This is a genomic window from Allobosea sp. FBZP-16 (genome assembly GCF_002831785.1).
GTDB classification, from domain to species: domain Bacteria; phylum Pseudomonadota; class Alphaproteobacteria; order Rhizobiales; family Beijerinckiaceae; genus Allobosea; species Allobosea lupini.
In genome coordinates this window covers 103,665-127,307 of the sequence record NZ_LNCQ01000056.1, presented here as the reverse complement: position 1 = coordinate 127,307, position 23,643 = coordinate 103,665, and the positions used below count along the sequence as shown (strand labels likewise).

Below are 23,643 nucleotides of genomic sequence, written 5' to 3'. Positions count from 1 at the left end.
GCGCCCATGGACATCTCGCTCCGGCTTCGCGATCCGATCGCGCCGCAGCTCGTCGCGGCGCTGCGCCAGGCCATCATCGTCAGCGAGATCAGGCCCGGTGAGGCGCTGTCGGAGAAGGAGATCGCCGGGCGCTTCGGCGTCAGCCGCCAGCCTGTGCGCGAGGCCTTCATCAAGCTGTCCGAGGCCGGGCTGGTGCAGATCCTGCCGAGCCGCGGCACCTTCGTCATGAAGATCTCGATGCGCGAGGTCGCCAATGCCCGCTTCGTGCGCGAGGCGGTGGAGTGCTCTCTGGCGCGGGCTGCGAGCCGGCTGATCAACCCTGACGGCGTCGCTCGCCTGCGCCGCCTCATCGCCGAGCAGGCAGCTGCCGCCGGACGCGGTGATTATTCCGGCTTCACCGTATTGGACGAGGCTTTCCATCAGGCGATCGCCGAGATCGTCGATTGCGACTATGCCGGCAAGGTGGTCGAGAGCGCCCGCGCCCAGACCGACCGGGTGCGCTATCTCTCGCTGCCCGGTACCTCGCCGATCCCGCTGCTGATCACCCAGCACAACGCCATTGTCGATGCGATCGAGACCGGTGACTCAGACATGGCCGCCACCGCGATGCGCATCCATCTGCGCGAGATCCTGAACGCGCTGCCCCGCATCGCCGCCGAACATCCGGACCTGTTCGCGGACGAGGAGCTGCCGGCCCATACCAGGGCGTTGCGTCAGCCCTGATCGCCCCGCTGCGCCGCCTTGATCAGCGCCTCGGCGACGCGATCATAGTCCTGCGTCAGGATCGCGGTCGCGACCCGGACATGCTCGGTCGGTCTCGCCGCGCATTTGCTGCCGGGCAGCACCGCGATGCCATGCGCCGCCAGCGTCACCAGCGCGAACTGCTCGTTCTCCACCGGCACCCAGATGCATAGGCCGTCGCTCTCCGGCATGGCGAGGCCCCGCTTTGCGAGGCAGGCGACCAGAGCTTGCCGGCGCTCGGCGTAGATCGCACGGGCCTGCGCCACCCTCTGGCCTGTCTCTGCATCGGTCAGCAACCAGGCGGTCGCCGCTTGGAGCAGCCGGCTGGTCCAGCCCGAGGAGAAGCTGCGATAGGACTGGATCTGCCGGATCACCATGGCCGGAGCCGACAGCACCGCGATCCGCAGGTCCGGCCCGAGCGATTTCGAGAAGGAGCGGATATGCACGACCCGCTCCGGCATCCTCCTGCCCAGGCTGATCGGCGGATGGATCGAGACGTCGCCAATGCCGTCATCCTCGATCACCAGCGTGTCGCTGCCGGCGAGCACCCGGCCGAGTTCGGCCAGCCGCGCCGGGCTCACGTTCTGGCCGGTCACCGAATGGGTGCGCGGCTGGAAGATGAAGGCCGATGGCCGCCGTTCCAGCGCGGCTGCGAGTTCTGAGGGCAGGGGGCCTTCCGCATCGCGGCCGACCGCAAGGATCTCGGCGCCGAGGTCCTCGATGATGTCGAGCAGCCGCATCGCGGTCGGGTCCTCGATCGCGATGCAGGAGCCGGGCAGCACCGTCGCATGCAGCACCGAATAGACGGCGTTGTAGCCGCCATTGGTGGCGAGGAAGGCGGCGGGCGCATAGGGCCAATGCGGCGCGACGGCGTCGCGCAGCGCCGGCAGGATCGGCGTGCGCTCGTAACTGTTGAGGTTCTCCGCGCTCGCCGCCTGCGCCAAGGCTTCGGCCAGAGGCGGCATCAGCCTGGCGTCCGGGACTGCCAGCGAGAGATCGAGCGCGCCCGGTCCGAAATTCGCGACGCTGGCCATCCGCGTCGGCCGCGGCGTCGCATTGTCGCCGCTGACCCAGGCGCCGCCGCGCCCGCGGCCCGAGACGATCTTCTGCCGCTTCAATTCGCTCCAGGCCTCCGAGACCGTGCCGGGGCTGACGCCGAGCCGAAAAGCGAGGTCGCGCACGGTCGGCAGCTTCGTGCCGACCGGCAGCAGGCCTGAGCGGATCATCTGGCTGAGGTCGAGCGCAAGGCCGCGCGCGGTGCGCTGCGTCAGACGGCTGGCCAGCCAGGAGGCGTCGGGTTCGTCGTTCATCGACTCAAAAATGAATGTTCAGGAACATAATAGCGATTGATCAGGTAAATTGAACATTTATCGTGGCCCTCGTCCAAGGTTTTCTGTCCAGTGTGAGGCTGTCGTTTGAAACCTGTGATCCGGCTGGCCCTGCGCGACTGGGACTTCATCACGCCGCTGCTGCTCGGCGACCTCGCTTCCGACCGTTTCGAGCTGAGGATCGAGCGCCTCGCTACACTCCCCGACGATTTCGCCAGTGACCCGCGTTTCGACGCCAGCGAGATCTCGTTCAGCCGCTACACCACCGGCCGCGCCCGCGGCGAGACCGGCGTCGTCGGCATCCCGAACTTCATCATGCGTGGCTTCCGCCATCGCTGCGTCGTCACGGCTGCCGACAGCAAGCTGACCCGCTTCGACGAGCTACGCGGCAAGAGGATCGGCATCGCCGGCTGGCAGGATTCCGGCAACACCTGGACGCGCGCCGCCATGGCTGAATCCGGGCTCGGCATCGACGACGCCTTCTGGGCCGTCAGCCGCCTCGCCGCCGACCATCCGATCATCGACCGCGTCGGGCGCTATGCCCGCCCTGGCCGGATCGAGGCGCTGCCCGGCCAGCCGCCCTTGCTCGATCTGCTCACAGCGGGCGCGATCGACGCCGTGCTGATGCCCTTCATGCCGAAGGGCTTCTTCTCCAAAGGCTCGCGCTTTAGGGCGCTGCTGCCGGATGTCCGCGCCGCCGAGCGCGACTACTTCGCCAAAGTCGGCTACGTCCCGGGCATGCACATCATCGGCCTCAAGCCAGAGCTCGCCGCCCGCGAGCCCTGGCTAGCGCAGGCGCTGAGCGATCTGCTCGATGAAAGCCAGCGCATCTGGCTGGAGAAGCGCCGCCGCTATGCCGACACCACGCCCTGGCTGATCGACGAGCTGGTGCGCAGCGGGCATGATCTGCCCGAGAGCTGGAACGAGAGCGGGCTGGCCGCAAACCGGACGATGATCGCCGCATTCGTCGAGCAGCTGCGGATTCAAGAGCTCGCCGAGACCGATTTGACGCCGGAGACCCTGTTCTCCGCCGCATCCGCGTTGGAAGGAGCCCACTGATGAAAGCCGCGCTCGGACAATTCGCCGTCAGCCGCGAATGGCAGGAAAACCTTTCCACCTCCGTCCGCCTGATGGGCGAGGCCAAGGCCGCCGGCGCCGATCTTCTGCTGCTGCCGGAGGGCATCCTGGCCCGCGACATCACCGATCCCGACATCGTGCTGAAGACGGCGCAGCCGCTCGACGGTCCGTTCATGCAGGGCGTGCTTGAGGCGAGCAAGGGCTCGGCGCTGACCACCCTGTTCTGCATCCACGTGCCGAACGGCAAGGGCCGTGTCTTCAACGTCCATGTCGCGGTCCGTAATGGCGCGATCGTCGCCGCCTACCGCAAGCTCCATCTCTACGACGCCTTCTCGGCGCTGGAATCGACCAATGTCGAGCCCGGCAGCGAGGTGCCGCCGCTGCTTGAGATCGCCGGCCTGAAATGCGGGCTGATGACCTGCTATGACGTGCGTTTCCCGGAGTTGGCCCGGCGCCTCGCGCTCGACGGCGCCGATGTGCTGCTGCTGCCGGCCGCCTGGGTTCGCGGCCTCGGCAAGGAGGCGCATTGGGATGTGCTGGTCACCGCTCGCGCGCTGGAGAACACCTGTTACGTCGTCGCCACCGGCGAATGCGGCCCGCGCAATATCGGCGCCAGCATGGTGGTCGACCCGCTCGGCGTCGCCATCGCCCGCGCCGGCGAGGCCCCGGCGCTGATCTATGCTGACATCGATCCGGCCCGCATCGCCGCGGCGCGCGCCGCGCTGCCGGTCCTCGCCAATCGTCGCTTCGCCGGTCCGGAGCTCGCTGCCTGAGAGCGACTGGCCGATCTACTGACAACCATAAAAGGGGTACGTCGCCATGACCATGATCGTGAAATTCGCTGGAGCCGCCGCGCTGGTCGCGCTGCTCGTGCAGGCTCCGGCCTTCGCCCAGGACGCCAGCATCAAGATCCCCGAGCAGAAGGTCGACGAGGCCCTGCGCGCCAAGTTGCCGGAGGCGATCCGCACGGCCGGCAAGATGATCTCGGTCAACAACGGCTCCTTTCCGCCTTATGAGATCGTCACCGATGCCAAGACCATGACCGGCGCCGCTGCCGAGCTCTCCGACGCCATCGGCCAGCTCCTCGGCGTCAAGATCGAGCATGCGACGGTGAGCGGGCTCGCCGCGGCGCTGAGCGGTATCGCCGCAGGCCGCTACCAGTTCGCCATGGGCCCGATCGGCGACTTCAAGACACGCCAGGAAGCCAACGACTTCGTCGACTATGTCCGCGAATACGTGATCTTCGCCGTGCAGAAGGGCAATCCGAAGGCGATCGCCAGTCTCGACGACACCTGCGGCAAGAAGATCGCGGTGATGTCGGCAGGCTCGGCCGAGAAGGTGATCAAGGCACAGGCCGAGAAATGCGCGGCCGAGGGCAAGCCTGCGCTGGAGGTGATGTCCTTCACCGACCAGCCGACCTCGATCCTCTCGGTCCGTTCCAGGCGCTCCGACGGCTTCTTCTCCTCGCAGGCGCCGCTGACCTATTTCGTCCAGCAGGCCAAGGGCGATCTCGAACTCGCCGCGGTCGGCAAGGCCAACGGCTTCCAGGACCTGTTCCAGGGCGCGGTGGTGCCGAAGGGTTCGCCGCTCGGCGAAGTCCTCCTCGCCAGCATCAAGGCGCTGAAGGCGAACGGCACCTATGAGGCGATCTTCAAGAAATGGGGGCTCGAGAACAACATGATCGGCGAGCCCGGCATCAACCTCTCGAAGAACTGAGCGAGCGGGCCATGAGCAGCGCGGCTGAGCCGATGCATGACCGACAGGCGGCGCTGCGCGACGTCGCCAACGCTCACCGACCGGTCGAATGGGGGCGCTGGCTGCTCTGGGCCTCCGCGCTCGCAGTCGCCGCCAATTTCGCCTGGATCGTCGCCTGGAACCCGAATTTCGGCTGGCCGGTCGTGGCGCAGTGGTTCACGGCGGAATCGATCCTGCGCGGGCTCTATGTCACGCTCGGGCTCACCGTCGTCGCGATGGTGATCGGCGTCATCATCGGCCTGCTGCTGGCGATTGCGCGGCTCTCGGACGACCGGCTGTTCAGCGGCTTCGCGGGCCTCTTCATCTGGTTCTTCCGCGGCACGCCGCTGCTGGTCCAGCTGATCTTCTGGTACAATCTCTCGACGCTCTTCCCCGAGATCTCGATATCGATCCCGTTCGGGCCGACGCTGGTCAGCTGGCACACCAACGACCTGATCACGCCGATGACGGCGGCGATCGCCGGCCTCTCGCTGAACGAAGCCGCCTATATGGCCGAGATCATCCGCGGCGGCCTGCTCTCGGTCGACAAGGGCCAGACCGAGGCGAGCGACGCCTTCGGAATGACGCGGGCGAGGGCGCTGTGGCGGGTGATCATCCCGCAGGCGATGCGCTCGATCGTGCCGCCGACCGGCAACCAGCTGATCAGCATGATCAAGGCGACTTCGCTGGTCAGCGTCATCGCCATGGCCGACCTGCTGTATTCGGTGCAGGCGGTCTACAACCGCACCTTCGAGGTCGTCCCGATGCTGATGGTCGCGGTCATCTGGTATCTCGTCATCACCACCGTCCTGAACATCGGCCAGGGCTTCATCGAGCGCTACTATGCCCGCGGCGAGCGCGGTGCGGTGGAGCGCATGCCGGCCATCGCGGAGGCGACCCCATGAGCCGGATCGCGACAGAGGCCGCGCCGCTGGTCAGCGCCCGCAACGTTCACAAATCCTTCGGCCACAACGAGGTGCTTAAAGGCATCGATCTCGACGTCATGCCCGGCGAGGTCGTCGTGGTGCTCGGCCCGTCGGGCTCCGGCAAGTCGACGTTCCTGCGCTGCATCAACCATCTGGAGGCGATCGATCGCGGCTCGATCATGGTTGCCGGCGAGCAGATCGGCTACCGGCTGAGCGGCGAGCGGCTGACCAAACTGTCGCCGCGCGCGATCGCGGCGCAGCGCCGCCAGATCGGCATGGTCTTCCAGCAGTTCAACCTCTTCCCGCACATGACGGCGCTGGAGAACATCATCGAGGCGCCGGTCGGCGTGCACGGTCACTCCCGCAAGGACGCGACCGACTACGCCATGGAGCTGCTCGGCCGCATCGGGCTGACCGAGAAGGCGAATGCCTATCCGCGCCAGCTCTCCGGCGGCCAGCAGCAGCGCGTCGCCATCGCCCGGGCGCTGGCGATCCGGCCCAAGCTGATGCTGTTCGACGAGCCGACCTCGGCGCTCGATCCCGAGCTCGTCGGCGAGGTGCTTACGACCATGCGCGATCTCGCCGGCCAGGGCCTGACCATGATCGTCGTCACCCATGAGATCGGTTTTGCCCGCGAGGCGGCCGACCGCGTCGTCTTCATGGATGGCGGCCTCGTCGTCGAGCAGGGGAGGCCGGAAGAGGTGCTCGCCAATCCGAGCCATCCACGCACGCGCCTCTTCCTCAGCCGCTTCATCCGCGAAGCGGCCTGAGGGCAGCTCAGCGCCACATGCCGCGCATCTTGGCGCGCACGTCGATCGTCGGGCCGGCGGAAACCGGCCGCGAGCCGGCCTGTGCCGCCAGCGGCCAGGCGCGCCGCTGGAAATGCTTCAGCAGCGTGTTCGGGATGAAGCGCGTTCGCGCCGCATAGACGTGCCGGTCGCCGGTCGACGACTGGCCATGCGTGAAGAAGCGCTGCGGCACCATAAGATGCAGATCGTCCTTGGCGCGCGTCATCGCGACATAGAGCAGCCGGCGCTCCTCCTCGATCTCGTCCTTGGCGCCGGCGCCGAGATCGATCGGGATGCAGCCGTCGACGACGTTCATCACGAAGACCGACTTCCATTCCTGCCCCTTGGCCGAATGGATGGTCGAGAGGATCAGATAGTCCTCGTCGAGATGCGGCACGCCGGCCTGATCGCTGGTCGCGTCCGGCGGGTCGAGCGTCAGCTCGGTCAGGAAGCGCTCGCGCGAGGGATAGCCACCGGCGATCTGCTCGAGCTGCAGCAGGTCGGCCTGCCGCGTCGTCGCGTCTTCATGGATGCGCTCCAGATGCGGCTCGTACCAGAGCCTTGCCCGCTCGATCTCGGCCGGCCAGCCCGACATGCCCGAGCGCAGCGCTTCGATCGCCTCGACGAAGGCGATCCAGTCCTCTCCCGCGCGCGCAGGCGCCGGAGCATGGCGAAGAGCTTCCGCCCCGTCCGGCGCCTGCGCCAGGTGCTCGATGACACGCTGGGCCGAGGTCGGCCCCACGCCTGGCATGAGCTGCATCACGCGGAAGGCCGAGACCCGGTCGCGCGGGTTCTCGACGAAGCGCAGCAGCGCGAGCAGGTCCTTGACGTGGGCGGCGTCGAGGAATTTCAGCCCGCCGAATTTCACGAAAGGGATGTTCCGGCGCGTCAGCTCGATCTCGAGCGGGCCGCTATGATGCGAGGCGCGGAAGAGCACCGCCTGCTGCTTCAAGGTCGTGCCGGCCTCGCGGTTCTCCAGCACCTGTTCGGCGATGAAGCGCGCCTGGTCGGCCTCGTCCCGGACATTGACCAGCTCGGGCGCGGCACCCGTCGCCCGGTCGGTCCAGAGGTTCTTGGTGAAGCGCTCGGCAGCCAGGTCGATTACCGCATTGGCGGCGCCGAGGATCGCCTGCGTCGAGCGGTAGTTCTGGTCGAGCGTGATGACTTCGGCCGGCGGCGAGAAGGCGAGCGGGAAGTCGAGGATGTTGCGGACGGTCGCGGCGCGGAAGGAATAGATCGACTGGGCATCGTCGCCGACCACCGTCAGCCCGCGGCCATCGGGCTTCAGCGCCAGCAGGATCGACGATTGCAGCCGGTTGGTGTCCTGGTATTCGTCGACCATGACGTGGTCGAAGCGTGCCCCGACATCGGCCGCGAGGTCGCCATCACACATTGCCTGCGCCCAGTAGAGCAGCAAGTCGTCGTAATCGAGCACGTTCTGCTGCTGCTTGGCCTCGACGTACGATCCGAAGAGCTGCTTCAGCTCCTCCGCCCAGGCGATGCACCACGGATAGGACAGGCGCAGCACATCCTCGATCGGCTGCTCGGCGTTGACGCAGCGCGAATAGATCGAGAGGCAGGTTCCCTTGGTCGGGAAGCGCGCCTCGGTCTTCGAGAAGCCGAGCTCGTGCCGGACCAGGTTCATCAGGTCGGCGGCGTCCTCCCGATCATGGATGGTGAAGGCGGGATCGAGCCCGATCTGCTCGGCGAGGTCGCGCAGCAGCCGCGCGCCGACGCCATGGAAGGTGCCGGCCCAGTTCAGCGCATCGACCGCGACCCCGGCGCCGTCGCCCATCACCTTGCGGGCGATGCGCTCGACGCGGCGGATCATCTCCGAGGCCGCGCGGCGCGAGAAGGTCATCAAGAGGATGCGCCGCGGATCGGCGCCGCAGACCAGCAGATGGGCGACGCGGTGCGCCAGCGTGTTGGTCTTGCCGGAGCCAGCGCCGGCGATGATCAGCACCGGCGGGGCAGGGGCCGCATCGCCGCCATGCGAGACCGCGCGCCGCTGCGCCGGATTGAGGCTGTCGAGATAGACGTGCGCGTTCATGCGTGATTCGACCTGTGCTCGCGAACGGGAACATAACATGCACGGTCGGGGCAACGTCGAATGACGTCACCGGCTAAGTCACGCGTCAGCAAGAAGCCAGGCCCGGCAAGGCCCGGACCGCCGGATCGTTCCTGTCATGCGATGACGAGCGCTTAGGTTTTCTGGCACCGGGATCGAGGGAGACGCCTATGACCAAGAATGCCATGCTCTGGACGGGCCGCGTCCTGACCGGGCTTTTCGCCCTCTTCATGCTGGGCGCGTCGGTGACGCCCAAGCTGCTGCGCATGCCGGTGGCCGAGGAGACGATGGCGCAGCTCGGCTGGCCGGCCGGCTATGCCTTCATGATCGGCCTGATCGAGCTGGCCTGCCTCGTCCTGTACCTCGTTCCGCGCACGGCACTGCTGGGTGCGATCCTGATGATGGGCCTGCTCGGCGGGGCGATGGCGACGCAGATCCGGGCCGGGAGCCCGCTCTTCAGCCATATTCTCTTCAGCCTCTATCTCGGGCTGTTCATGTGGGGCGGCCTGTGGCTCCGCGACGGGCGGCTGCGCGCCCTTTTTCCGGTCGTTCGAGCGTAGCGGCTGGCGGCGGGCCCGGCAGCGCCGGTCTAGTCGCCCTCCAGCTGCCTGGCGCGGTCCAGCGCGAGGGCGGTGCCCTTCTCAACGAAGTCTGCAATCAGCGCCAGTTCGTCGACGCTGTATTGCCTCATCAGCGCGGTTGAGCGCTCTGCCATCGGCGCGAACAGCTCTTGGAGCGGCCGGATCGCTTCCGGCACGATTCGGACCTGGATCGGGCTCGCAGGTCCTGCCGGCATGAACCCCGAGGTCGTCGCCAAGCTCAACGCCGCGGCGGGCAAGGCGCTGGCAGATCCGAAGGCACAGGAGCAGCTCAAGACGCTCGGTGTCCTGCCGAATTTCTCGACTCCTGCCGAGTTCGCTGCGCGCATCGCTGCCGACCGCGCCGTCTATGCCGAGATCGTTGCGAAAGCGAACCTCACATTCCGGTAGAGCGCCGGCGCACTATATGGAGGGCGGGAAATCTGCTACGGCGCTGCGCTCGCCAGCAGGGTTCCGGCAACGCCAGACCGTAGATGATGACCGCAGCAGACCACCGTTTCTCCGTGGCCCCGATGATGGACTGGACCGATCGGCATTGCCGGATCGTCCATCGCCTGATGTCGCGCCGCGCCCGGCTCTATACCGAGATGGTGACGGCGCAGGCGGTGGTGCGCGGCGATCGGCAGCGGCTGATCGGCTTCGATGATGTCGAGCACCCGGTCGCGCTCCAGCTCGGCGGCAATGATCCGGCCTTGCTGGCAGAGGCCGCGAAGATCGGCGCCGATTTCGGCTATGACGAGATCAACCTGAACTGCGGCTGCCCCTCCGACCGCGTCCAGGGCGGGGCCTTCGGCGCCTGCCTGATGCGCGAGCCGATGCTGGTCGGCGATTGCGTCGCGGCGATGAAGGCGGCCGTTTCGATCCCCGTCACGGTGAAATGCCGCATCGGCGTCGATGACCAGGACCCGGAAGCCGCGCTCGATGCGCTGACGGCTGCCGTGCGTGCGGCCGGCGTCGATGCGCTCGTGGTCCATGCCCGCAAGGCCTGGCTGCAGGGGCTCTCGCCCAAGGAGAACCGCGAGATCCCGCCGCTCGACTATGAGCGTGCCTATCGGCTGAAAGCGGCCAATCCCGATCTGATCGTCTCGCTCAATGGCGGCATCAGGCATCCCGAAGAATGGCTGCCGCATCTCGCCCATCTCGATGGCGTCATGCTCGGCCGCGAGGCCTATCAGAACCCGGAAGTGCTGCTCGCGGTCGATCCGCTGCTCTTCGGCGAGGATGCCCCGGTCCCGGACGCCTTCGCCATGCTGGAGGCGCTCGAGCCTTATATCGCTGCCCATCTCGAACGGGGCGGGCGCCTGCATGCCTTCACCCGCCATCTTGTCGGGCTCTTCCCCGGCCGGCGCGGCTCGCGCCTGTTCCGTCGCCACCTGTCCGAGCATTGCGTCTTGGCGGGAGCGGGTCTAGCCGAACTGCGCGCTGCGATCGCTCATGTCGAGCGCGAAGCCCCGGCGGCGATCGCCGCGGAGTGAGCGCTGATGGCTGACCAGGCGACCGATCCTGCCATCGTCGCTCGCATCGAGGCGAGCTTCGCCAGGCAGGCGATGATGACGACGCTCGGCGCCCGGCTCGTGCGCGTCGCGCCGGGCGAGGTCGAGATCGCCATGCCGGCGTCACCGCATCTGTCCCAGCAGCACGGCTTCGTCCATGCGGGGGCGGTCGCGACCATCGCCGACAGCGCCGCCGGCTATGCCGGGCTCACCACCATGCCGGCCGGCAGCGGCATCCTCACCGCCGAGTTCAAGATCAACCTGCTGGCGCCCGCCACCGGCGACGAGCTTGTCGCGAAGGGCAGGGTGGTCAAGGTCGGCCGTACCCTGACGCTCGCCATGGCCGAGGTCTTCGCGGTGACGGACGGCAAGCCCAAGCTCTGCGCCATGCTGACGGCGACCTTGATGACGATCGTCGCGCGCGAGGGCGTCAGCGACTAGCCGAGCGGGTCGCTTTCGGCAGGGTACTCCGTTCGGGCAGGCTCCTGCCCCTTTGCCCGTCTTCTGGACCTATCCGATCTGAGGTCAGCTCGATGCCGGCGAGGGTGTGGTCGACACTCCCGCAGGCGTCCTTCGCAGAGGCGCCGAGGTTCGTATCGGCCGGAATGAAGTCGCTCGTGCCCGGTTCGCCAGGTGCATGCCGCCGACCAAGAGGCGTCAGCCACATGCGCGACGCGATCGAAAGCGCATCAGGAGATGGGAAGGCTGTCGTCGCCAGGGACGAGGCGGGCCTGACGATCGATACCGCTCACTGGACGCTGACAAGTGCGCCACCCGCCGCGCCGGGCCAAAGCAACCGGCAGGACAGGTCGGGAAAATCCGATCGGCCAAGCCGAGCACCGCTACGGCGCCGTTTCACCCCTCTGGCGTGCGGGGTTGCGGCCGCGGTCCTGCTTCTCCTTGTCCCGCGCAACGCGGATCGACCGGAGCCCGGTCAGCTGAAGGAGCGCGCGCCACTCGTCCTGCCCGCGGGCGAGGCCTCCAGCATCGCTGCCATGTCGCGGGAGCTGGCCGAGGCCCGAGGCGCCATCGCGGCCCTGAAAGCGCAGTTGCAGGGCGACGCCAGCAGGAACGAACAATCATTGCGGCAGGAGCAGGAGAAGGCATCGGCGCAGGCGCAGGAAGCCATAATTGCGCGGCAGGAATTGGTGGCAGCGGCAGCTCAGCATCGCCAGGCGCTCGATGGCGAGCGCGCGCAGCGCGCCGCACTGGCCGATCAACTGTCGGCTTCGCAGCGCGAATTGCAGGCGCAGACGGCCCAGCTGCGAAGTGCAAGCGACGACCTCGAACAGCTCAAGCAACTCGCGACGGCAACGGGCTCCCAGTCGCTGGAACAGGAGCGGCAGAAGGCGGCCGCTCTGGCGCAGGAACTGTCGGCGGCGCAGCGTGACATGGCAACGCAGGCGGCGCAGTTGCGCAAGGTCGGCGAGGAGTCGGCCCAGCTCAGGCAGGCGGAGGCGGCGAAAGCCATGCAAGCGCTCGAGCAAGAGCGGCAAAAGACTGCCGCTCTCGCGCAGGAGCTTTCGGCCACGCAGCGCGAAGCGGCGGCACAACTGCGCAAGGTCGTAGAGGAAGCGGGGCAACTCCGGCAGGCTGACGCTGCGAGGGCCGTGCAATTCCAGGAGCAGGAGCGGCAGAAGGCAGCTGCCATCGCCCAGGCCGCAGCCGTGCGGCAGGCGTTGACCACGGCTGCGGCGCAGCATCGTCAAGCCCTCGACGAGGAGCGTGGGCAACGTTCAGCGCTGGTGGCCGAGCTGGCGGCAGTGCGGCGTGAGAGCGAGGCGCAGGCGGCACAATTGCGCAAGGCTGGCGAGGAGGCAGGCCAGCTCCGGCAGGCGGAAGCGGCGCGGGCGGCGCAAGGGCTCGAACTCGAGCGGCAGAAGGCGGCTGCCGTAGCGCAGCTTGCGGCGCTGCGACAGGAGCAGGCAGCCGGCATCGCCCAATATCGCCAGGCCATCGAGCAGGAGCGCGCGCAACGGGCGGCCCTGGCCGGTGAACTGGCCGCCGCGCAGCGGGAGGTCGAAACCCAGCTGGCGCAGCTGCAAAGTGCGCGCGGGGAAACGGAAAAGCTCAGGCAGGCGAGCGAGGGCACGATCGCGGAGCTGCGTCAGGCGCTCCAGCAGGAACGGGACCGTACCGCGACCGTATCGGAGGAACTGGCGTCGCTGCGCGCTGCGGCGGCGCAGCCGGCGACCGTAGCCAGGGAGCCTCCCAGGCCCGCGCAAGCGATCACCGCCGGCGCGCCGTTGCCGCCGACGGCCGGAGAAGCTCGCAACAGCCCCGAGGCGATGCGGCTGATCGCCAGGGCGAGCGCGCTGCTCGCTCAAGGCGACATCGGCTCCGCCCGGGCCGTGCTCGAACGCGCAGCCGACATGGGCAGTGCCAGGGCGAGCTTCATGCTCGCGGAGACCTACGACCCCCGCATCCTGTCCGCCTGGGGCACCTATGGCACGCGCGGCGAGATCGCGAGGGCCCGCGAGCTTTATGCGCGGGCGCAGGTCGGGGGCATTCAGGAGGCGAAGGATCGTGTCGACGCGTTGCCGCGCTAGCGCTCGACGTCGGCCGCCGGACGACGGGTGGGTTCCAGAGGAGAGTGTGGGATGAAGATGCCTTCAAGACGGTCCCTGCTGCTTCTGGTCGGGCTGGCGGCGCTCGTTTCAATGCTCGCTTTGCCCGGCCTGGAGGCGCAGACCTTGCAGACGAGCTCCGGCCAGCCACGACGCATGGTCCGGCCGGCCGCGACGGAGCAGGACAAGGCCAACGCCTGGACGGTCGGTCTTGCAGCGGGCCTGCTGGAGGGCGCGCCACTTCGCCTCGGAGCCGAGATGGCCCGCGTCGTCGACGACGGGAATAACCTGCACGTGCTGCCGATCGTCACCCGCGGCGCCACCGAAAACCTGAATTCGCTGCTCTATCTGCGCGGCATCGACACGGCGATCATCAATTCCGACGCGCTCGAGGAGTACAAGGCCCAGCTGCCGCAGATCCGGCGCAAGATCACCTATGTGCTCAATCTCTTCCCCTCGGAGCTGCATGTCTTCGTGCGGCCAGAGATCCAGAGCCTGCAGGATCTCGCGGGCAAGAAGGTGAACTTCAACACGCTCGGAACCGCTGCCGCCTATTCGGGGCCGCTGATCTTCAGCCGTCTCGGCATCAATGCCGAGAACACCTTCATCCCGCATCAGCTCGCGCTCGAACAGATGCGCAAGGGCGAGATGGCGGGCGTGGTGTTCATCACCTCGAAGCCGGTCGATGCCTTCGTCCGCGGACGCTTCGAGCCCGGCTTCAAGTTCCTTCCGGTGGCTTATGACAGCAGGTTCGAGGACTATTACCTGCCGGCGGTGCTGGAGGCCGGCGAATATCCCGGGCTGATCAAGGCCGGCGAGCGGGTCTCGACGATCGCGGTGCCGACCGCGCTGGTCGCGTTCAACTGGGCGCCCCAGACCAACCGCTACGAGCGCGTCGCGCGCTTCGTCGACACCCTGTTCAGCCGCGTCGAGAAGCTGCAGGCACCGGGCTTCGACCCGAAATGGAAGTCGATCAATCTCGCCGCGACCGTGCCCGGCCTCGACCGCTTCCCGGCAGCGCAGGACTGGCTGGATCGCAAGGCGCAGACGCAACGTGCGAGCCAATGAAGCTGATCATGCTCTCCGTCGCCTTCGAGGTTGCGAGCCAGGTCGCCTTCGCACAGGGGGCGCCCGATCCGATGGCGCAGCTTCGCGCCTGCTCGCTGCTCGATCCGGCGGAGCGGCGTGCCTGCCTGAACAAGCTGCCGCAGCCTGTGACGGTGCCCAGGCGTCCCGCGGGAGATGCCGATGGCTGGATCGTCAGCGAGACCACGTCCCCGATCGACTACACGCCGATCGTCACCGCCACCGCCTTCGCCGAAGGCGGTGGCAACGGCGCCCTGAAGCAGCTTTCCATTCACTGCCGCGGTGGCCGGACCGAGTTGGTCCTTGGCGGGCCGGCCGCATCCGAGAGCGGAGCCGACTCCGTACTGTCCTATCGCGTCGATGACAGCCAGCCCGTGCAACTCGCGGCGGGCCGGCCGTCTTACGGGACCGGGGTCGCCTTCAGGGGCGATGTGGTCGGCCTGCTGCTGTCGCTCCCCAATGAGGGGAGCATCGCGATCCGTCTCGGCACGCGTGCGGGCGCCGTCCATGACGCGCATTTCAGCCTCGTCGGCCTGAAGGCGGCGCGGGACAGGGTCGCCGCAGCCTGCAAATGGCCGCGCACCCTTGCCAGGCCACGTAGCGAATAGTCCTCGAACCATGGGTGGAATCCGATGACGATAAGATTCAAAGATGCTTTTGGCGCTGCTCTGCTGGCCGGCCTCGCTGTCACCTTCGCCGCTCCGCCCGCGACGGCGCAGGCCACGAAGCAGAGCGCCGTACAGGCGCCGAAGCCGCCTGTGCCCGACAGGAAGCCGCACCGGCTCATCCTGCAGGTGAACACCAACGATCCCGCGATGATGAATCTCGCGCTCAACAACGCGACCAATGTGGCGCAGTACTATCAGGAGCTCGGCGAGAAGGTGGAGATCGAGGTCGTCACCTTCGGGCCCGGCCTGCACATGCTGCGCGACGACACCTCGCCGGTGAAGGCGCGGATCTCAACGATCGCCCTGAGCACGCCGGCCATTTCCTTCAAGGCCTGCGGCAACACCCAGGGCAATATGAGCAAGGCCGAGAACAAGGAGATCGCCCTGATCCCCGAGGCGACGGTGGTGAAGTCCGGCGTCGTCCGGGTTATGGAGCTGCAGGAGAAGGGCTGGACCTATGTCCGGCCGTGACCGGCATCCGTTTCGGGCGCGTCGGGACCGCTCCGCCGCGCAGTCTGCCGCGACGCTGCGCCGATGACGCGGTCGCCTCGGCGCATGCCTGCCTTGTCGCCTGAACCTTGCCCTTTCCGGACAAAGGCCTAAGAGCAGCCCGACCTGTCCTGGCTCGGGTGCATGATGATCGCCGGCATTCCCCTGAACGACCTGATCTTCCTCGCGGTGTCGCTGATCGCGGCGGGCGCCGTCACCGGCCTGCTCGCGGGCCTGTTCGGCGTCGGCGGCGGCGCCGTCATCGTGCCGGTGCTCTACGAGGTCTTCCGGGTGATCGGCGTGCCGGAGGAAGTCCGCATGCCGCTCGTCGTCGGGACGTCGCTGGCGGTGATCATCCCGACCTCGATCCGCTCCTACCGGGCCCATCTCGCCAAGGGCATGGTCGACACCTCGATCATCAAGATCTGGGCCGTTCCCGTCGTGCTCGGTGTGATCGGCGGCAGCGTGATCGCGCGCTATGCCCCGCCCGATGTGTTCAAGGCGGTCTTCGTCGCGGTCGCCTTCGCCAGCGCCATGCGCCTGCTCTTCGCCTCCGACCGCTGGAAGCTCGGCGACGATATGCCGGGTCCCCTCCTGATGCGGATCTATGGCGTGGTCATCGGCATCCTGTCGGCGCTGATGGGCATCGGCGGCGGCCAGCTCTCCAGCCTGTTCATGACCTTCTACGGCCGGCCGATCCACCAGGCGGTCGCGACCTCCTCGGGCCTCGGCGTGCTGATCTCGATCCCCGGCGCGCTCGGCTACATCTATGCCGGCTGGCCGAAGATGGACATCCTGCCGCCGCTCTCACTCGGCTATGTCTCGTTCATCGGCTTCCTGCTCTTCATTCCGACCTCGATCTGGACGGCGCCGATCGGCGCGCGCCTGGCGCACCGGCTGTCGAAGCGCCGGCTCGAGGTGGCCTTCGGCATCTTCCTGCTGGTGGTCTGCGCCCGCTTCTTCTGGTCGCTGATCGCCTGAGCGAGGCGGGGCATGGTCGCCATACGCGCCTGCGAGGTGGCCGATCATCCCGGTCTGGCAGGCCTGATGGCTGAGATGCAGGCGCATTACCGTGTGCCCTGTCCGTCCGATGCCGAGATCCGCGCCGGCCTGGCGAACCGGCCGGCCGGGACCGAACTCCTCGTCGCCGAGCACGACAGCGCAATCGTCGGCTTCGCTGCCTTTTCGGCGATCTACCCCGGTCCAGGTCTCCGGCCCGGCTGCTTCCTCAAGGAAATCTATGTGGCGCAGGCCGCCCGCGGGCTCGGCGCCGGCAGGGCGCTGCTCGCCGAACTGGCGCGGCTCGCGCTCGCTCGCGGCCTTGGCCGGATCGACTGGACGGCGGCGCGTGATGATGAGCGCCTGCTGCGCTTCTACGAGAACCTCGGCGCCAAGCAGCACCCGGAGAAGGTCTTCTTCAGGCTGACCGGCGAGGAGCTTGCCCGTCTCGCGGAAGGCTGAGGCGCGCTTCCAGCATCGCCATGATGGCGAGCCGCTCCGCCTCCGAGAGCCGCGACCATTGCGCGATTTCCTGCAGGGTCCGCCCGCAGCCTTGGCAAAGCTTGCTCGCGGGATCGATCACGCAGATCTTGATGCAGGGGCTCGAGATCGCGCTCATCGCCCGCCCCAGCCGATGACGATGGCGAGGCCGAGATAGATCGCGATCTCTCCGAGCTGCTGCGCCGCGCCGAGGATGTCGCCGGTCTGACCGCCGATCAGGCGGATGGCGGTGCGCGACAGCCAGAGGGTCATCAGCGCCGAGAGGGCCAGGCCTATCAGGACGCCAGCTAAGGGGAGGGCGCCGGCTGCGACCAGCAACAGGGCGAGCGCACCCGACAAGCCATAGGCGACCGGCAGTACCGATCGATCGGGTTGTCCGACCGAGGCGGAGGCGCCGTCGCGCCGGGTTGGCGGGGTCGTCGCGAGGATGCGCAGACCCTCGACGCGCGACCACGGCGCCGCGACGAGCACGGCCGCCGCCGCGGCCCAAGCTCCGGTGCCTTGCAGGATCGCTGCAAGCGCGCTCACCCGAAGCAGCAGCGACAGGCCGAGTGCCAGCGCTCCGAAGGTGCCCACGCGGCTGTCCTTCATGATCTCCAGCCGCCGTTCCGGCGTATGCCCGCCGAACAGCCCGTCGGCCGAGTCGGCGAGCCCGTCCTCGTGGAAGGCGCCGGTCGTCACCACGAGCGCGGTCACGGTGAGCGCTGCGGTCAGCAGCGCGTTGACGCCGGCAAGGCCGGCCAGCAGTGCGATCAGCGTCGCAGGGAGCGCGATGACCAGCGCCGCGACGGGCAGGGCGCGCGGCACCAGCCGGAAATCGGGCAGGGTGTGTGCGGTCTCGCCCGGCAGCGCCGGTACCGGCAGGCGCGAATAGAAGCGGATGCAGGTTGCGGTCGCGATCAGCCAGCCCGGCCAGGCGGGCGCCGTTGCCTGCGTCGCATCATCGCTGTCGGTCTGCGTCACGCTGCCCTCGGATTGTCTTCGTCCGCTCCAGCCTATAGCAGCAGCGGCTGCGCGGCGGCGATCTCGCGCTGCCCGATTCCTCAGGTTTTCAAGATCGGCTTCCTCAGATGTCTGCGATGCCCGCCTCCGGCCTGCCCTTCGACGATATCCGCAATCTCATCGCCAACATGCCCGGCCCCGACATGGCCGCGGCCAACACGGTGCGCGCCCGCGACAAGGAGCTGACCAAACCGGCCGGCAGCCTCGGGCGGCTGGAGGAGATCGCCGAATGGCTCGCCGCCTGGCAGGGCAAGGCGCCGCCGCGGGTCGACCGGCCCCTGGTCTGCGTCTTCGCCGGCAATCACGGCGTTGTCGCCCAGGGCGTCTCGGCGTTTCCACAGAGCGTGACGCGGCAGATGCTGGAGAACTTCGCTGCCGGTGGTGCCGCGATCAACCAGATCTGCGCTGCCTACGATCTCGGCTTCAAGGTCTTCGATCTCGCGATCGACCTGCCGACCGGCGATTTCACCGAAGGAGATGCGCTCGACGAGCGCGCCTGCGTCGCGACCATGGCCTTCGGCATGGAGGCGCTCGCCGGCGGCGCCGATCTGCTTGCGCTCGGTGAGATGGGCATCGGCAACACCACCTCGGCGGCCGCGATCTTCGCCGCGCTCTATGGCGGTGGCGCGGCCCAGTGGTGCGGCCGCGGCACCGGCGTCGACGAGGACGGGCTGAGGCGCAAGATCGCCGCGGTCGAGGCTGGGCTGAAGCTCCACGCCAGTCATTTGAACGATCCGCTCGAAGTGCTGCGCCGCTTCGGCGGCCGCGAGATGGCGGCGATCTGCGGCGCGATCCTCGCCGCCCGCCTGCAGCGCATCCCGGTGATCCTCGACGGCTATGTCGTGACCGCCGCCGCAGCGATCCTGCACGCGCTCGACTCCTCCGCGCTCGACCACTGCATCGCCGGCCATCTCTCGGCCGAGGGCGCCCATGCGCAGGCGCTGGTCAAGCTCGGCAAGCAGCCTTTGCTGGCGCTCGACATGCGGCTCGGCGAAGGGACGGGCGCCGCGCTCGCGGCCGGCCTGGTCAAGGCCGCCGCCGGCGTCCATTCCGGCATGGCGACCTTTGCGCAGGCACAGGTCTCGCAGAAGGGCGAGTAACAAAAAAGACGCGCCGGACACTCGGCCCGGCGCGTCTTTCCCGTGTCAGGCGCCGAAGCGCTCGATCACCTCGGCCAACGGCACATGACCCTTGAAGGCGCCGCCGCCGGCCGGTGTATCGCCGTTTTCCAGCGCGGTCGCGAAGACCACCGCCGGATCGGCCTCGACCCGCTGGCGCAGCGCCTGCAGCTTCGGCCAGCGCGAGAGATTGGCGACCTCATGGTACTCCAGCCAGCGCGCCACGCCTGCGAGCAGCCCGTCGGCGAGGCTGTGCTTGCCGCCAGCCAGCCAGTTCCCGCCATCGAGCATTTCTTCCAGCCTGTCGTGGCGCTCGATCACGCGCTCGCGCCCGAAGCGGCGCAGTGCCGCCTCGAAATCCGGATCGGGCTCGGGCAGCTCCAGCGCGACCCACAATGGCGTGAAGGCGCCGGTAAAGCCGGTGTTGAGGAAGCCCATCAGCTGGTGCATGCGGTCGGCTTCGGGCGAGAGCGGATCGAAGCTGATCTTGCGCTCTGTGTCGCGCGCCTCGAGATAGGCGGCGATCGCCATGGTCTCGGTCAGCGGCCGGCCTTTATCCGTGATCAAGACCGGCGTTTCGACACGCTGGTTGATCCGCTTGTAGGGTGGCTCGCGCATCTCGCCGAGCATGTCGACGCGGCTGAGCTTGTAGGGCTGGCCAAGCCATTCCAGAGCCGCGACCAGGCCCATCGAGGTGCCGGCCGGGTAGCCATAAACGAGAATCGGTTCCATCTTGCGTTTTCCATTCTGGTTGGGAAACGCTGCGCAGCGGGGTGGAACCTAGTCACTCGCCGCCCCATGTAAATTACGCACTTTTTTGTAACCACGCGCGGAACGGATCATGAAGGACGTCGTGTCCGACTGCTCAATCGAGAGCGTCATGCGGGTGCTGAGCGGCCGGTGGCCGACCTTGTTACTCTATTATCTGAAGGACGGCACCAAGCGCTTCAGCGAACTCAGGCGCGACAATCCGACCGTCTCGCATCGCATGCTCACGCTGGAACTGCGCAAGCTGGAAGCGGCCGGGGTCGTCCGGCGCATCGACCACGACGGCTATCCGCGCCGGGTCGATTACGAGCTGACCGCCGCTGGTCAGCGCCTCGTACCGCTGATCGACGCGCTTGGCGACTGGTGGGAGGAGGGCGAGGTCGAGCGGAAAGGCACGGCAGGCGTGCGTCGGGCGGCGTAGCGCCTCCGCGGCAGGAGCGCTTAGGCCGCCGAGCGCTCGTTCGGCTCCGGCAGGGCCGGCAGCGTGTCCATCACCCGCTCGGCGGGCAGCGTGATCGTCACTTCCGTGCCGGCGCGCGGGCTCGACTTGATGCGGAAGCCGCCGCCATGCAGGTCGATCAGCCCCTTGACGATCGGCAGGCCGAGGCCCGAGCCCTGCTCGGCGGTCTTGATCGCAAGGGAGCCACGCCCGAAGGTCTGCATCACCACCGGGATCTCGTCCTCGGGAATGCCAGGACCGGTATCGCTGATGCTGACATATTGTCCGCCCGTCGCGGTCCAGCCGACCTTGATCGAGATCTCGCCGCCCTGCGGGGTGAACTTGATCGCATTCGCGATGATGTTGAGCACAGCCTGGCGGATCGCGCGCTCATCGGCCCAGATCCGCGGCAGATCGGGCTCGGTAGCCTGGCGGATTGTCTGGTTCTTGGCCTTGGCGCGCAGGTTGAGCATGTGGGCTGCATCGTCGGAGATGGCCGCGAGGCTGATCGCCTCCTCGCTGAGCTCGTATTTGCCGGCCTCGATGCGAGAGAGGTCGAGGATCTCGTTGATCAGCGTCAGCAGGTGCTGGCCCGAGGAATGGATGTCGCCGGAATACTCCTTGTAGGAGGCATTGGTATGTGGGCCGAACACCTCGTTCTTCATCACTTCGGAGAAGCCGAGGATGGCGTTGAGCGGGGTGCGCAGCTCGTGGCTCATCGTCGCCAGGAAGCGCGACTTGGCGAGGTTCGCCTCCTCCGCCTTGCGCCTGGCCTCGTCGGAATTGGCCTTCGCGGTTTCGAGCTCGGCGATCAGCGCATCCTTCTCGGCCCGGAACTCGATGGTCTCGACCGAGGTCGAATAGAGTCGGTTGGTCAGGAAGATGAAGAAGAGCTGTGCGCAGACCGCCATCAGCAGCATGGTGACGCTGTCGATGTCGGAGCGGCCGCTGAAGGATAGGATGATCGCGCTGACGATCGGCGCGAGGCCGAAATAGACCGCGATCGGGATCGTCGCGGCGAGCGTCACCGTGAGCGCGCTGACGATCAGCAGCGCCGTCATCAGGAAGAAGCGGGCGCCGGGTGCCTCGATGCCGACGAAAAGGCCGGCCAGCAGGGCCCAGGACAGACCGTGCAGCAGTTCGGCCGTAGGTAGGAGCTTGCGCCAGAAGCTGACGCGGGCGGCTGCGGAAGGCTCGGCCAGGAAGCGCCTGCACAGCACGGCCGCGAAGGCTGAGGTCAGCACCACCAGGCAGAGCCAGCCCGAGACCGCATAGAACGGCACCCAGACGCAGGCGGCCGCCGCGACCAGCAAGGCGAGCAGCAGCGTGCCGGCCGAACCGTTCAGCCGATACTGCGCAAAGACGCGGATCAGTTCGTAGTCGAAGGCGCGCTGGAGACCGGTCGAAGAGGTCAATTTCTCCCGCGCCGACCGGACCTCGCGGTTGATCAGCTTGCGGCGCGCCAGCACGGTCGGATCGGGTCCGCGGCCGCGCTGCACCTGTTCGGCTGTCAGTTCCGGCATGATCCGAAGTCAAAGGCTCCCGCCCGGCAGCGCAACCTTCGCGCTCCGGCTCGCCATGATTGGCGAGAAATCGTTAAGCTTATGCTGATGGCACGCTTCGGATTCAGGACAGGCAGCTACGGACCGTTCGGCTGGCGGCGGGTCGGCCGATCCGTCGACTTTGTCGTAGCCCTTGGATTCCTTCTGCTTTTGGCGATCGCGGGAGCAGTCTTGCAGTATCGTCTCGGCTCGGGACGCGATCTCGCCGGAGCGGCCGAGGCGATCGATGGCGATTCGATCAGGCTTCTTGGCGAAGAGTTGCGCCTGGACGGCATCGACGCGCCGGAATACCGGCAGACCTGCCGCGATCGTACCGGTGGCGAGGTTGCCTGCGGCCGGCAGGCCAGGCGTGCGCTGGCCGCGATGCTGGCGCTCGGCAACGTCAACTGCATGATCTCCCGCGCCGATCGCTATGGCCGCGGACTGGCGCGCTGCCGCCAGGGTGACGCCGAGATCAACGCGGCTCTGGTGCGCCAGGGCCACGCGGTATCCTATGGCGCCTACCAGGCCGAGGAGGCCGAGGCGAAGGCGGCCGGCCGCGGCATCTGGGCGACGAGCTTCGAGCGGCCGGAAGCGTGGCGCAGGAGCCATCCGCGTTGAAGCCTGGGCGGGCCATGCGGATTCCTCAATCCCGCTGACAGTTCAGGCGGTTTCGTCTCTGGTGAGGGCGACCTAAAGAAGAATCGTCTTCTTCCTGCTCCCGCGCCGGATTCGCTGCCGCATGACATTGCTGCCCACTTGGTTGCCCGCTTGTGAGTTCAGGGCATGATCGGCGCGATCCTGCTAGCTCTGGCGCCGATCGCCCTGCTGATCGCGCTCGGCCACGCCATGCGGCGCCTGCGCTTCCTGCCCGACGCGTTCTGGCCGCAGGCCGAGCGGCTGAGCTACTATGTGCTGCTGCCGGCCCTCTTCATCCACGCTCTGGCGATGGCTGATCTCAGGGGACTGCCCGTCGCCGAGCTGGCTTTGACGCTGATCGCCGCGATTGTCGCCGTCTCGGCGCTGCTGGTCCTGGCGAAGCCCTGGCTCGGCTACGGCGACGCCGCCTTCACCTCGGTTTTCCAGGGTGGCATCCGCTTCAACAACTATGTCGGCCTGAGCGCGGCCGGCAGCATGCTGGGCGCATCCGCGTTGCCGCTGGCGGCTGTGGCCAACGCCGCGATCGTGCCGACCGTCAACGTGCTCTGCGTCCTCGTCTTCGCCCGCTGGGGCTCGGCCCAGCCGACCTTGCGCGGCATCCTGCGGGGCCTTGCGCTCAACCCGCTGCTGATGTCTTGCGTGCTCGGCATCGCCATCCAGCTCAGCGGCCTTGGCCTGCCGCCTGGCGTCGAGGGCTGCCTCAAGGCGCTCGGCCAGGCCTCGCTGCCGATCGGCCTGCTCTGCGTTGGCGCGGCGCTCGATTGGGGCGCGCTCGGCCGCGGGCTGAAGCCGGCGCTGGTCGCCTCCGCCGTCAAGTTCGTGCTGATGCCGCTCGCGACCTATGCGGCTCTGAAGGGCTTCAGCCTCGGTGGCCCGGCGGCGACCCTCGCCATCCTGTTCCAGGCGCTGCCGACCGCCTCGTCCTCCTATGTGATGGCGCGCCAGCTCGGCGGCGATGCCCCGCTGATGGCCGGCATCTGCGCGCTGCAGACGGTGGTGGCCGCGGTCGCGGTGCCGCTCGCGCTGATCCTGCTTGCGCCGGGGTGATCGC

The 23,643-nt window shown here is 67.9% G+C and carries 27 protein-coding genes; 20 read left to right on the top strand and 7 right to left on the bottom strand.

Features of this window, described 5'->3' with window-relative positions:
- The first annotated feature begins 6 nt into the window (after positions 1 to 6).
- Entirely contained in the window at positions 7 to 723 is a 717-nt protein-coding gene (locus CXY91_RS28320; RefSeq protein WP_091830920.1) for a GntR family transcriptional regulator, read from the top strand.
- On the opposite strand, the gene CXY91_RS28315 is transcribed toward CXY91_RS28320, so the two are convergent.
- The gene (locus tag CXY91_RS28315) at positions 714 to 2,051 is read right to left on the bottom strand and encodes an aminotransferase-like domain-containing protein (protein WP_100965312.1); all 1,338 of its coding nucleotides are present in this window, start codon (positions 2,049 to 2,051) and stop codon (positions 714 to 716) included. The two genes, CXY91_RS28320 and CXY91_RS28315, sit on opposite strands and share 10 nt — an antisense overlap.
- A gap of 114 nt (positions 2,052 to 2,165) precedes the next feature.
- Between CXY91_RS28315 and CXY91_RS28310 the strand changes: the two genes are divergently transcribed.
- Genes CXY91_RS28310 through CXY91_RS28290 form a run of 5 tightly spaced genes read left to right on the top strand, consistent with a single transcriptional unit; the run spans position 2,166 to position 6,576 of the window.
- On the top strand, positions 2,166 to 3,128 hold the full coding sequence (locus tag CXY91_RS28310) for a substrate-binding domain-containing protein (protein WP_349236609.1): 963 nt from the start codon (positions 2,166 to 2,168) through the stop codon (positions 3,126 to 3,128).
- Complete coding sequence (locus tag CXY91_RS28305) at positions 3,128 to 3,919, top strand: deaminated glutathione amidase (RefSeq protein WP_199777588.1); 792 nt, start codon at positions 3,128 to 3,130, stop codon at positions 3,917 to 3,919. The genes CXY91_RS28310 and CXY91_RS28305 overlap by 1 nt, the downstream gene beginning before the upstream one ends.
- 52 nt (positions 3,920 to 3,971) lie before the next feature.
- A complete protein-coding gene (locus tag CXY91_RS28300; RefSeq protein ID WP_100965328.1) occupies positions 3,972 to 4,862 on the top strand; it encodes an ABC transporter substrate-binding protein in 891 nt (296 codons plus the stop codon).
- Between the two features lie 11 nt (positions 4,863 to 4,873).
- Positions 4,874 to 5,785: an amino acid ABC transporter permease gene (locus CXY91_RS28295; protein ID WP_100965309.1), complete on the top strand. Its 912-nt coding sequence runs from the start codon at positions 4,874 to 4,876 to the stop codon at positions 5,783 to 5,785.
- Positions 5,782 to 6,576, top strand: coding sequence for an amino acid ABC transporter ATP-binding protein (locus CXY91_RS28290; RefSeq protein ID WP_091830907.1), 795 nt, complete (start codon positions 5,782 to 5,784; stop codon positions 6,574 to 6,576). Before CXY91_RS28295 ends, CXY91_RS28290 begins: the two co-directional genes overlap by 4 nt.
- A 7-nt stretch (positions 6,577 to 6,583) precedes the next feature.
- On the opposite strand, the gene CXY91_RS28285 is transcribed toward CXY91_RS28290, so the two are convergent.
- On the bottom strand, positions 6,584 to 8,644 hold the full coding sequence (locus CXY91_RS28285; protein ID WP_100965308.1) for an ATP-dependent helicase: 2,061 nt from the start codon (positions 8,642 to 8,644) through the stop codon (positions 6,584 to 6,586).
- Positions 8,645 to 8,832: 188 nt separating this feature from the next.
- Between CXY91_RS28285 and CXY91_RS28280 the strand changes: the two genes are divergently transcribed.
- On the top strand, positions 8,833 to 9,222 hold the full coding sequence (locus tag CXY91_RS28280; protein WP_100965307.1) for a DoxX family protein: 390 nt from the start codon (positions 8,833 to 8,835) through the stop codon (positions 9,220 to 9,222).
- 29 nt (positions 9,223 to 9,251) lie between these two features.
- Here CXY91_RS28280 and CXY91_RS28275 read toward each other — a convergent pair whose 3' ends face one another.
- Positions 9,252 to 9,419: a hypothetical protein gene (locus tag CXY91_RS28275; protein WP_158673629.1), complete on the bottom strand. Its 168-nt coding sequence runs from the start codon at positions 9,417 to 9,419 to the stop codon at positions 9,252 to 9,254.
- Positions 9,420 to 9,456: 37 nt separating this feature from the next.
- Here CXY91_RS28275 and CXY91_RS28270 point away from each other — a divergent pair, with 37 nt between their 5' ends.
- The 9 genes from CXY91_RS28270 (at position 9,457) to CXY91_RS28230 (ending at position 17,025) form a co-directional block, all read left to right on the top strand.
- Positions 9,457 to 9,651 carry a hypothetical protein gene (locus tag CXY91_RS28270; RefSeq protein WP_100965305.1) on the top strand — a complete coding sequence of 65 codons (195 nt, stop codon included), beginning with the start codon at positions 9,457 to 9,459 and terminating at the stop codon, positions 9,649 to 9,651.
- 83 nt (positions 9,652 to 9,734) lie between these two features.
- Complete coding sequence (gene dusA, locus CXY91_RS28265) at positions 9,735 to 10,736, top strand: tRNA dihydrouridine(20/20a) synthase DusA (protein WP_248307668.1); 1,002 nt, start codon at positions 9,735 to 9,737, stop codon at positions 10,734 to 10,736.
- 6 nt (positions 10,737 to 10,742) lie between these two features.
- Positions 10,743 to 11,195: a PaaI family thioesterase gene (locus CXY91_RS28260; protein ID WP_100965304.1), complete on the top strand. Its 453-nt coding sequence runs from the start codon at positions 10,743 to 10,745 to the stop codon at positions 11,193 to 11,195.
- 224 nt (positions 11,196 to 11,419) lie between these two features.
- Positions 11,420 to 13,303: a coiled-coil domain-containing protein gene (locus CXY91_RS28255; RefSeq protein ID WP_100965303.1), complete on the top strand. Its 1,884-nt coding sequence runs from the start codon at positions 11,420 to 11,422 to the stop codon at positions 13,301 to 13,303.
- 51 nt (positions 13,304 to 13,354) lie between these two features.
- Positions 13,355 to 14,389 carry a TAXI family TRAP transporter solute-binding subunit gene (locus tag CXY91_RS28250; protein WP_100965302.1) on the top strand — a complete coding sequence of 345 codons (1,035 nt, stop codon included), beginning with the start codon at positions 13,355 to 13,357 and terminating at the stop codon, positions 14,387 to 14,389.
- Positions 14,386 to 15,015, top strand: coding sequence for a hypothetical protein (locus CXY91_RS28245; protein WP_100965301.1), 630 nt, complete (start codon positions 14,386 to 14,388; stop codon positions 15,013 to 15,015). Before CXY91_RS28250 ends, CXY91_RS28245 begins: the two co-directional genes overlap by 4 nt.
- Positions 15,016 to 15,039: 24 nt before the next feature.
- Positions 15,040 to 15,546 (top strand): DsrE family protein, encoded by a 507-nt coding sequence (locus tag CXY91_RS28240; protein WP_100965300.1) that lies wholly within the window; start codon positions 15,040 to 15,042, stop codon positions 15,544 to 15,546.
- A gap of 165 nt (positions 15,547 to 15,711) precedes the next feature.
- Positions 15,712 to 16,545, top strand: coding sequence for a sulfite exporter TauE/SafE family protein (locus CXY91_RS28235; protein WP_091832302.1), 834 nt, complete (start codon positions 15,712 to 15,714; stop codon positions 16,543 to 16,545).
- A 12-nt stretch (positions 16,546 to 16,557) separates the two neighbouring features.
- Positions 16,558 to 17,025: a GNAT family N-acetyltransferase gene (locus tag CXY91_RS28230; RefSeq protein WP_100965299.1), complete on the top strand. Its 468-nt coding sequence runs from the start codon at positions 16,558 to 16,560 to the stop codon at positions 17,023 to 17,025.
- Here CXY91_RS28230 and CXY91_RS28225 read toward each other — a convergent pair.
- Both CXY91_RS28225 and cobS read right to left on the bottom strand, forming a co-directional pair.
- Positions 16,982 to 17,182, bottom strand: coding sequence for a DUF1289 domain-containing protein (locus tag CXY91_RS28225; RefSeq protein ID WP_100965298.1), 201 nt, complete (start codon positions 17,180 to 17,182; stop codon positions 16,982 to 16,984). The genes CXY91_RS28230 and CXY91_RS28225 overlap by 44 nt on opposite strands.
- Positions 17,179 to 18,027, bottom strand: a complete 849-nt coding sequence (gene cobS / locus CXY91_RS28220) for an adenosylcobinamide-GDP ribazoletransferase (protein WP_248307667.1) — start codon at positions 18,025 to 18,027, stop codon at positions 17,179 to 17,181. Before cobS ends, CXY91_RS28225 begins: the two co-directional genes overlap by 4 nt.
- A 107-nt stretch (positions 18,028 to 18,134) precedes the next feature.
- On the opposite strand from cobS, the gene cobT reads away from it, so the two are divergent.
- A complete protein-coding gene (gene cobT / locus CXY91_RS28215) occupies positions 18,135 to 19,166 on the top strand; it encodes a nicotinate-nucleotide--dimethylbenzimidazole phosphoribosyltransferase (RefSeq protein ID WP_100965297.1) in 1,032 nt (343 codons plus the stop codon).
- Positions 19,167 to 19,211: 45 nt separating this feature from the next.
- Here cobT and CXY91_RS28210 read toward each other — a convergent pair whose 3' ends face one another.
- On the bottom strand, positions 19,212 to 19,916 hold the full coding sequence (locus CXY91_RS28210) for a glutathione S-transferase family protein (RefSeq protein WP_091830875.1): 705 nt from the start codon (positions 19,914 to 19,916) through the stop codon (positions 19,212 to 19,214).
- A 109-nt stretch (positions 19,917 to 20,025) separates the two neighbouring features.
- Here CXY91_RS28210 and CXY91_RS28205 point away from each other — a divergent pair, with 109 nt between their 5' ends.
- Positions 20,026 to 20,373, top strand: coding sequence for a winged helix-turn-helix transcriptional regulator (locus CXY91_RS28205; RefSeq protein WP_100965296.1), 348 nt, complete (start codon positions 20,026 to 20,028; stop codon positions 20,371 to 20,373).
- Positions 20,374 to 20,393: 20 nt separating this feature from the next.
- Here CXY91_RS28205 and CXY91_RS28200 read toward each other — a convergent pair whose 3' ends face one another.
- Positions 20,394 to 21,914: a sensor histidine kinase gene (locus tag CXY91_RS28200; protein WP_100965295.1), complete on the bottom strand. Its 1,521-nt coding sequence runs from the start codon at positions 21,912 to 21,914 to the stop codon at positions 20,394 to 20,396.
- Between the two features lie 210 nt (positions 21,915 to 22,124).
- Here CXY91_RS28200 and CXY91_RS28195 point away from each other — a divergent pair, with 210 nt between their 5' ends.
- Entirely contained in the window at positions 22,125 to 22,553 is a 429-nt protein-coding gene (locus CXY91_RS28195; protein WP_158673628.1) for a thermonuclease family protein, read from the top strand.
- A gap of 165 nt (positions 22,554 to 22,718) precedes the next feature.
- Complete coding sequence (locus CXY91_RS28190) at positions 22,719 to 23,639, top strand: AEC family transporter (RefSeq protein ID WP_100965294.1); 921 nt, start codon at positions 22,719 to 22,721, stop codon at positions 23,637 to 23,639.
- Positions 23,640 to 23,643 lie beyond the last annotated feature (4 nt).

What these genes read in the sequence shown, in the direction of transcription:
- CXY91_RS28295 (WP_100965309.1), top strand. Translation starts at nt 4,874, where the DNA reads ATGAGCAGCGCGGCTGAGCCGATGCATGACCGACAGGCGGCGCTGCGC.
- CXY91_RS28250 (WP_100965302.1), top strand. Translation starts at nt 13,355, where the DNA reads ATGAAGATGCCTTCAAGACGGTCCCTGCTGCTTCTGGTCGGGCTGGCG.
- CXY91_RS28235 (WP_091832302.1), top strand. Translation starts at nt 15,712, where the DNA reads ATGATCGCCGGCATTCCCCTGAACGACCTGATCTTCCTCGCGGTGTCG.
- CXY91_RS28190 (WP_100965294.1), top strand. Translation starts at nt 22,719, where the DNA reads ATGATCGGCGCGATCCTGCTAGCTCTGGCGCCGATCGCCCTGCTGATC.
- CXY91_RS28200 (WP_100965295.1), bottom strand. Translation starts at nt 21,914, where the DNA reads ATGCCGGAACTGACAGCCGAACAGGTGCAGCGCGGCCGCGGACCCGAT.
- CXY91_RS28240 (WP_100965300.1), top strand. Translation starts at nt 15,040, where the DNA reads ATGACGATAAGATTCAAAGATGCTTTTGGCGCTGCTCTGCTGGCCGGC.
- CXY91_RS28300 (WP_100965328.1), top strand. Translation starts at nt 3,972, where the DNA reads ATGATCGTGAAATTCGCTGGAGCCGCCGCGCTGGTCGCGCTGCTCGTG.
- CXY91_RS28320 (WP_091830920.1), top strand. Translation starts at nt 7, where the DNA reads ATGGACATCTCGCTCCGGCTTCGCGATCCGATCGCGCCGCAGCTCGTC.
- CXY91_RS28270 (WP_100965305.1), top strand. Translation starts at nt 9,457, where the DNA reads ATGAACCCCGAGGTCGTCGCCAAGCTCAACGCCGCGGCGGGCAAGGCG.
- CXY91_RS28315 (WP_100965312.1), bottom strand. Translation starts at nt 2,051, where the DNA reads ATGAACGACGAACCCGACGCCTCCTGGCTGGCCAGCCGTCTGACGCAG.
- CXY91_RS28230 (WP_100965299.1), top strand. Translation starts at nt 16,558, where the DNA reads ATGGTCGCCATACGCGCCTGCGAGGTGGCCGATCATCCCGGTCTGGCA.
- CXY91_RS28225 (WP_100965298.1), bottom strand. Translation starts at nt 17,182, where the DNA reads ATGAGCGCGATCTCGAGCCCCTGCATCAAGATCTGCGTGATCGATCCC.
- CXY91_RS28245 (WP_100965301.1), top strand. Translation starts at nt 14,386, where the DNA reads ATGAAGCTGATCATGCTCTCCGTCGCCTTCGAGGTTGCGAGCCAGGTC.
- CXY91_RS28280 (WP_100965307.1), top strand. Translation starts at nt 8,833, where the DNA reads ATGACCAAGAATGCCATGCTCTGGACGGGCCGCGTCCTGACCGGGCTT.
- CXY91_RS28290 (WP_091830907.1), top strand. Translation starts at nt 5,782, where the DNA reads ATGAGCCGGATCGCGACAGAGGCCGCGCCGCTGGTCAGCGCCCGCAAC.
- CXY91_RS28205 (WP_100965296.1), top strand. Translation starts at nt 20,026, where the DNA reads ATGAAGGACGTCGTGTCCGACTGCTCAATCGAGAGCGTCATGCGGGTG.
- CXY91_RS28285 (WP_100965308.1), bottom strand. Translation starts at nt 8,644, where the DNA reads ATGAACGCGCACGTCTATCTCGACAGCCTCAATCCGGCGCAGCGGCGC.
- CXY91_RS28210 (WP_091830875.1), bottom strand. Translation starts at nt 19,916, where the DNA reads ATGGAACCGATTCTCGTTTATGGCTACCCGGCCGGCACCTCGATGGGC.
- CXY91_RS28305 (WP_199777588.1), top strand. Translation starts at nt 3,128, where the DNA reads ATGAAAGCCGCGCTCGGACAATTCGCCGTCAGCCGCGAATGGCAGGAA.
- CXY91_RS28255 (WP_100965303.1), top strand. Translation starts at nt 11,420, where the DNA reads ATGCGCGACGCGATCGAAAGCGCATCAGGAGATGGGAAGGCTGTCGTC.
- dusA (WP_248307668.1), top strand. Translation starts at nt 9,735, where the DNA reads ATGATGACCGCAGCAGACCACCGTTTCTCCGTGGCCCCGATGATGGAC.
- cobT (WP_100965297.1), top strand. Translation starts at nt 18,135, where the DNA reads ATGTCTGCGATGCCCGCCTCCGGCCTGCCCTTCGACGATATCCGCAAT.
- CXY91_RS28260 (WP_100965304.1), top strand. Translation starts at nt 10,743, where the DNA reads ATGGCTGACCAGGCGACCGATCCTGCCATCGTCGCTCGCATCGAGGCG.